This window comes from Neobacillus drentensis, assembly GCF_036965245.1.
In the GTDB taxonomy this organism is placed as follows: Bacteria; Bacillota; Bacilli; order Bacillales; family Cytobacillaceae; genus Neobacillus; species Neobacillus drentensis_G.
Window position 1 is genome coordinate 1 of record NZ_JBALPG010000131.1, and the last position, 7,585, is coordinate 7,585.

At 43.4% G+C, this 7,585-nt stretch carries 4 protein-coding genes; 3 read left to right on the forward strand and 1 reads right to left on the reverse strand.

The window, feature by feature from the left end:
- Positions 1-235: 235 nt before the first annotated feature.
- On the reverse strand, positions 236-1,867 hold the full coding sequence (locus V7150_RS21865; protein ID WP_335522446.1) for an SWIM zinc finger family protein: 1,632 nt from the start codon (positions 1,865-1,867) through the stop codon (positions 236-238).
- A 603-nt stretch (positions 1,868-2,470) separates the two neighbouring features.
- Here V7150_RS21865 and V7150_RS21870 point away from each other — a divergent pair.
- The 3 genes from V7150_RS21870 to V7150_RS21880 form a co-directional block, all read left to right on the forward strand.
- Positions 2,471-3,589 (forward strand): response regulator, encoded by a 1,119-nt coding sequence (locus V7150_RS21870; protein ID WP_335522448.1) that lies wholly within the window; start codon positions 2,471-2,473, stop codon positions 3,587-3,589.
- A gap of 224 nt (positions 3,590-3,813) precedes the next feature.
- Positions 3,814-5,304, forward strand: coding sequence for a collagen binding domain-containing protein (locus V7150_RS21875; RefSeq protein WP_335522450.1), 1,491 nt, complete (start codon positions 3,814-3,816; stop codon positions 5,302-5,304).
- A 23-nt stretch (positions 5,305-5,327) separates the two neighbouring features.
- On the forward strand, positions 5,328-7,585 hold a 2,258-nt coding region (locus V7150_RS21880; protein ID WP_335522452.1), incomplete at its 3' end, for a SpaA isopeptide-forming pilin-related protein.

A 7,585-nucleotide genomic window follows, 5' to 3' on the forward strand; every position in this document is an offset into this window, starting at 1 on the left:
CACTAGTAACCAATCAAAAATATCTTTATTAGTCGGTCGTAAGTTCAAAACTCACTGAAAAATCGAGTAAATGTCTTACATGGTCCTGAGAAATACCCAGAACTTTCATTCAAAGCCCCCAAGCATTTTCACTGTCGTAAAAACAATAATTTTTCCCTCAAAAGTCCCAGCGCCCCACCGTACTAAACGATGGGGGCTACCACACCTCAACACACCCCAAAACTCCACATCCTACTCAACCTTCAATCAACTTACTCCTCCGGCATTCCTCATGAAAGGCGCGCAGCCGTTTTGTCCGGTCCATCAAGGTGTCCAAAAAATACTGCCAGTCATCAACACGCTTCAGCTTCTTATACAACGTCCTTAGCTTCTTCAAATGCCGAACAGCAAGCCGATAGCTCCCGCGGTTTTTCTGGTCAATCTCGCGCTGTGCGGTCTGGTGAAGCATCGCCAGCAGCACCTCAGGCCGCTCCTTCTCGACAACCTTCAAGCGGTCCTTCGGCAAATCATAAAAGTCCAAGCCAACAAACGCCTGAAGCTCACCCCAGCGATCGTACTGCCCGCGCTCAAACAACAAATACTCATACTCACCGAAGCTATAGGGGAGCAGCGCCAGCAGCGCCCGCTCATACAAATCAACCCGGTCAATTTCCGCACAATAGGGAGCCATAGACCGCAGCGCATTCCGGGCAAACGTCGTACAGCTATGATAGCCGCCCAAATCCTCCAAATACGCTTTTACTTTTTGCAAAAACAATTCAATCACTGGCCCAACCCGGCGCCACGCCTTTAAGCCGGACAAATAGTCAATCCAATATACCATATAAGGCGCAATTTCCTTTGCCGCAAACTGACCGACCAACTTTAACGCCGTCTTATCATTCCCATGGAGCAGATTGATATGGACCCCGGCCACCATCAGCGGCATAGGATTCTCCCAATCTTGAAGCTCCTTTAGCCTGGTCTGAATCTTCAATAGTTCCTCCTCACGCCAAGGCTTCTTTTTGAAAAAATGAACCCATAACAGGCGGTACAAATAAATCCGCTCATACTCAAGTCCGCTGGAACACGTCAGCAGTTCCAACGCATCGTCCTTCAACTTCTCAATAAACTCATCAAACGCAAACGGCAGCGATTGCACCCCAATCTTCACAGCCAGATCCTCAGCATCATCCATCAAATTATGGAACAAATGCAGATAGGCACGCCTCACAGTATCCTCATCATGACCAAGCCGCTCACACAAAGCCGCCAGCTTTCGAAACGATACCACGATCCCGACCAATTCATAAAGTAAGCGCCACTCCTGCTCCATCGGGGCACTCGCTTGAATCCGCCGCTTGTAAATCCCAAACAACTCTGGAATCACATAAGGGCTTGTGTACTTTTTCGAAGCAAGCAGCGTATCAAAGCTTACCTCAAAGGAATGCACCCAGCGGCTGTAATCCGGCTTCAGCATGCCGTTCGCCTTAATTAAATCCTTCGCCGTCTGCATCCCCCAGCCCGAAGCTGCCTTCTTCTCGCGAATCGGCTCGCGCCAATCCGTCACCCAATCCGAGACACTGCCCACCTTCGAGTACGCACTGAAAAAAACAGCCAGCTGGTGGCGGCATAAGCCTTCCGTCGGGCACGAACACTCGCTCATCGCCATAAAGTCGAGATCAAGCCGGACCTTCACAGGCGTCACATCCTGCACAACCGCCGTAATTACCTCATCCCCAATATGTAATTGCTGCACCATCCCTTGCCGGTACAGGATCAAGCCCTTTTGTATAAGCTTCGCATCTTCGACTGCATTCGGGTTCAGCAGCTCCCGCATCTCATCGGAAAATGCAAGCAATAATTTATTTGCAGGTGTAGACTCCAAGGCCGCAACCCCCTTTTGATAGAAAAATAAAGACCGTAAACTCCGTCCAAAGAAGCTTCAATCATTTTATAAAAATCCGCCCAAAAACGTTCCAGGTAATCTTTTAAAAAAATCCATATTCATTTATTATACCCAAAAAATTGCGATTAGAGGAGGGGGGCAGCTTGGAATTTCGATTGTTAGAAAATCATCTCGCTGATTTTTCCGGAATTCTTGGACGTCTCTTCCAAAAACCAAATGCCTCCAAAATTTTTTAGTCATTATGGTAGCTTAGAACCTGTATAAGCGCTCGATCTCCAAGAATGCAAGTCACTCCTGTAGCGAAGAGTCTCTATAAAAGTCCGAAACCCGAGGTTCCTCATCATCGTTGTAGCTTAGCCTCCATATTGGAACCCGAACCAAGTGAGAAAAATTGAGAAAGGTAACCAATATAGGGTTTATTGGAGCCCGAAAATAGGAAACGGATCTGCACCGCGGCCTTTAGAAAAGATCGATTCTATGACTATATACCTATGTAACAGCAACCGAATGATACCATATTACTACCAATTTAAAAAAATGGTAAAATAGAATTAGAGTGATTTTGGATGGAAGGAGAAGAATATGAAAGCAATTCTTGTTGATGATGAGCCGCTTGCTTTGGATTATCTCGAAATGAAGCTGGTGAAGATAGATGAGTTTGAAGTTGTTGAAAAATTTGTAAATCCTGTTGTGGCGAGAGAAAGGATTCAGCAGCTAGAGGTAGATGTTGTTTTTCTAGATATTCACTTACCGGAAATCAATGGTCTTGAATTGGCCGAACAGATTATCGAAGAAAAGCCGCACGTCCATATTGTTTTTGTTACGGCATATGATGAATTTGCTGTCAATGCGTTTGAACTGAACGCTCTTGATTATTTGGTCAAGCCCATTCAAAACGAACGATTGGCAAAAACAATCGCACGAATCAAGCAACAATTACATACTCAAGAAAATGAAGGCTTATATCCTACACCACAACTCCACATGAATATTGGCAGCCAGGTTACGATTAAATTGGAAACGATCCACTGGCGGACGACAAAGGCACAAGAATTGTTTCTTTACCTCTTTCAATACCGTGGACAACTGCTTCATAAGTCGCTCATTGTCGATCTCCTTTGGCCTGACTATGAACAAGAGAGAGCCTATTCACAACTATATACGACCATATATCATATCCGGAAAACGCTGAAGAGATTTAACGGCCACTTCAAAATCGAGAACACAACCGAAGGGTACATACTAAGGATAGAGAACATTGCCTTCAATCTCGAGGTGTGGGAAAAAGGGATACAATCAGCTCCGGCCCTCAACGAACACACCATCACGAACTATTGTGCCTTAATGAAATTGAATACCGAAATCTATTTGCAACATCATGATTACTGGTGGGCAGAAACAGAACGCCACCGTCTCGAGCAACTATGGCTAAAAACAGCTCTACAGCTGGCAAACTGGTATTTAGATCATGGACAAATAGATGAAGCGATTACCTGGTATAGTGAAATACAACAACGGCAGCCGGCAGTAGAAGAAGTTTATTTTTCCTTAATGAAAATTTATGCGGAACAGGACAATATTCTATTGGTGAATCACCACTATCAGGAGCTGGCAAAAGTGTTAGAGGAGGAATTTGACATCCTGCCAAGCGCGTATATAACGAAGTGGTATCAAGATTGGAAAAAGGGAGTCCTAGTATAAGAAATTTTTCATAGAGGTGGAGAATTCCTCAATATTGGAAAAATGAAGTCTTAGAATAAGAAATCTTTCACAGATGTGGAAGATTTTTTATCTTTATAAAAACTTTCTATCTGCGACAATAGTCATAGATTTGTAGAGTTTTTGTATAGTTGTGACCTTCATAATAGTTCTTTAGTATGTAATCCTTTTGCAATAAAGGAAATAATAGCAAGGAGAAGCTAGTGATGAAAAGAAAGATGAGGATTATGGCCATTTTAGTTATGTTGGTCGCCCAGACCCTGCTTAGTGGAATTTATCCATTCAAAGCAATGGCCGAAGAGACAGAAACTACCGCTGCCACCGCCCAGGCAGCTAGTGAGATTAAAGAAAATATTCTCACAGGTGTGGTTCTAAAGGATGAAAAGGGCAATGTCATTCATGCGGGGGAAAATCCCGATCTGCACCCGAGCTTAGGGTCAGCAGTAGAAATTTCCATTACATGGGCACTGAAAAACAATCATGGGTATAAAGATGGAGATCATTTTAGCTTTAACCTGCCGAAAGAGTTTGCGGTATACAATGATATTGATCCCCAACCATTGTTGTTTGATGGAGGTACAGTCGGAATTTTCACCGTGACAAAAGAAGGAAAGGTCACGATGACGTTTAACGGTGAAATTGAGACCCATTCCAATGTCAATGGAACCATCAAACTATGGACAGAATTTAGTGAACAACTGGTCGGCAGCGTGACAAAAGAGATTGTTTTTCCAATTAAGGATGAACAGGTTGTCGAAATTCCGGTTACTTTCCAGCCGAAACCAGGGCCACCCATTGATAAGAAAGGTGTCCCCAATAAAGCCTACAATGCAGAAAGCATTGATTGGACGGTTGATTTTAACAAACAGCTAGCGAAAGTGGACCAGGCCATTCTAAAGGATCCGATCCAAAAAGGACAAGCCTTACAGCCAGGTTCGATCAAGCTATATCATCTCGATGTTCAGTTGGACGGCAGCGTAAAACAAGGAGATGTGGTGAACCCGGACGAGTATACGGTCGAAAAAACAACCGATGGGGGAGACTTTCAAATTCGTTTTAAAGCGGATCCGATTCGTTCAGCCTATCGCCTTAGTTTTACAACGAATATTACAGATGCAGATCAAACGAGCTTTGTGAATGAAGCCTCGCTTCACGGGACGAATATCGATGAATTAAAGGCGAAGGCCACAGTCTCAGTCGGTCGAGGTACACCGCTCGCGAAAGAATCAACAGGCTATGATGCGAAAACACAAACGATCGATTGGACGGTAAAATACAACTATAATGAAAAAACCATTGCCAAGAATAACGCGGTCTTAACCGATTATTTCACGAATACGCAAGAGCTTGTCGATGGTTCCTTTAAAGTGTATCAAATCACCTTAGACGCTAATGGCGCTGAAAAAACGGAACAGTTGCTCCCAGCCGATCAATATACGATTACACCAATATCGAAAACGGGCCAAGATGGCTTTGAATTTAAGTTCAACAAGGATATACATGAAGCTTACAAAATTGTCTATCAAACCAAAGCGAAGGATCGAGTATTCGACAATGGTACCATTACGAATAATGTAGAGTCAGGAACCGACAAGGCCAGTGCGTCGCGAAACACTAGCCAAGGGATCCTAACGAAAACCAATAAACCAGAATACCCTGAAACCAACTACTATAATAAATCGACCAAATGGGAATAAAGTTTAATGTTGATGAATTTTTTATGAAAAATGTAGTGTTAACCGATATTTTTCCAAATAAAGGACTGTCATTACTTCCAGATACACTGAAAATTGAAAAGGATGTGGACGGGAAAAGAGTAGCATTAACGCAAGGGGTTGACTATAAGTTAACCGATAATGGAGAAGCTGGCTTCAACCTTACCTTCCTCAAGCCGATTAACGAAACGCATTACATCAGTTATCAAACGAAGTTTGATTATGAAGCAAGAGATAATGGTAATAAAAATTATTTAGAAAATAAAGCAACGCTAGTGTGGGAAGATGAAGCAGGCAAACAGCAAATGAAAGATGCGACCGCCACTTTTACCCCGGACACCAGCACACAGAATAACGGCTATAAAAATGGGTCCTACAACGCGGTGACAAAGGAAATTACCTGGAATGTGGGCGTAAACTATAACCTTAAACACATTTCCAACGCTGTGGTGGAAGATTATCTTCTTCAAGACCAGGAGCTCGTAGCCGATTCACTCAAAGTCTATCAGATGGAACTGACGGGCGCGAACAATGGAACAAAGATAGGGACGGAGTTAACGCTTGATAAGGATTACACCGTGACAATGATTAAAGATAAAGATGGCAATCCTGGATGGCGAATCAAGTTTTTGCATGAAATTGATTCACCCTACTTTATTACCTATAAAACTAGTGTAAAAGGTAAACTGATTAAAAAAACGTATAACAATACAGCTACACTATTGGATGGAACTACGGAAGTAACAAAGCTTACGGCCAGCGTCTCTGTTCAATTTGGCGAAGAATACACACGGAAAGCAGCTGTCCAGGATAATAAAGTGGTGAATTGGTCGGTAAATATCAACTTTGGGCAGTCCCACATTTCTAAGGCAAAAATCATCGATACGCCTAGCTCCAATCAAATTTTATTAGCAGACTCGTTCCATTTATATCCGACTAAAGTAGCGGCAGATGGAAAGGTGACAAAGGATCGAACGGCTGAATTAAAACAAGGTGTCGATTATACGCTGAAGATAATGACGGATGATCAAGGAAGTCAAACCTTCGAGGTTCAGTTCCTTAAGACCATCGATTCTGCCTATATATTAGACTACCAATCATTCATTAATGCCCGTAACGGCGATACCTTGACAAATTCCGTAAAATTAGAAGGCGAACAAATCACTACCGAAGTAACGGAATCGACGGAAAAGATAGTCGTCAAGATTTCAGGCGGCTCGGGCATAGGCAGTGGGGAAAAAGGCGGCCTAGAAGTAACCAAGGTCGATGCTGCGAGCGGAGAGGTGTTAAAAGGAGCGACATTTACCCTCTATGACAGTGAGGGGAAAATCGCAATCCGCACATTAACAACTGGCGATGACGGCAAAGTAATTTTCTCCAACTTACTCTATAATGATTATATTTTGAAGGAAGATGCTGCACCTACGGGCTATCTCGTAGGCATCAATGATAGTCAAAAGGTGACGGTCAATGCCAAGGATACAAAAGTTAGTGTGAAAAATAAAAAGATTATCCGTGCAGTTGAATTAACGAAAGTCGATAGTGAACAGCAAACGGAGACGTTACAAGGAGCCAAATTTGCGTTAGAAATGAAGCAAGGAAACGACGACTATAAGAAAATCGCAGAACTGGAAACAGATGAGCACGGAATCCTCTACAAGGATCAACTAGAATCAGGCGAATACCAGCTCGTCGAAATCAAAGCACCGTTTGGCTATCAGTTGGATCCAACGCCACAAGCATTTACGATTGGCGAAAAACAAACGGAAAAAATCCAAATTACGATGAAGAATCAGCTTTCAACGGGTGCGGTTGAACTCGTGAAGGTTGATCAAGACCATCCGGAAGTAACGTTGTCTGGAGCCGAATTCACACTTCAGGATGCGAAAGGCACGACACTGAAAACCGGGTTGACGACCGACAGTAACGGCAAGCTGATTGTGAAAGATTTAAAACCGGGCGATTATCAATTCGTTGAAACGAAGGCGCCATTTGGGTATGGCCTGAATCAAACACCGGTCAAGTTTACCATTGTGAAAGGCAAGGTCACAGCGGCCCAAGTAACAGCGATGAATGAATTGACCACAGGCTCCGTGGAGTTAACGAAGCTTGCCAAAGACAATCAAAACGTAACATTGGCCGATGCGGAGTTTGCTTTACAGGATGCAACAGGAAAAACGCTCCAATCGGGCTTAGTAACGAATGCGGATGGCAGGCTGGTGGTGAATGAGTTAAAACCAGGAAACTATCAATTTGTCGAAAC

Excerpts from the sequence above, each read along its gene's own strand:
- V7150_RS21875 (WP_335522450.1), top strand. The coding sequence starts at position 3,814 with ATGAAAAGAAAGATGAGGATTATGGCCATTTTAGTTATGTTGGTCGCC.
- V7150_RS21870 (WP_335522448.1), top strand. The coding sequence starts at position 2,471 with ATGAAAGCAATTCTTGTTGATGATGAGCCGCTTGCTTTGGATTATCTC.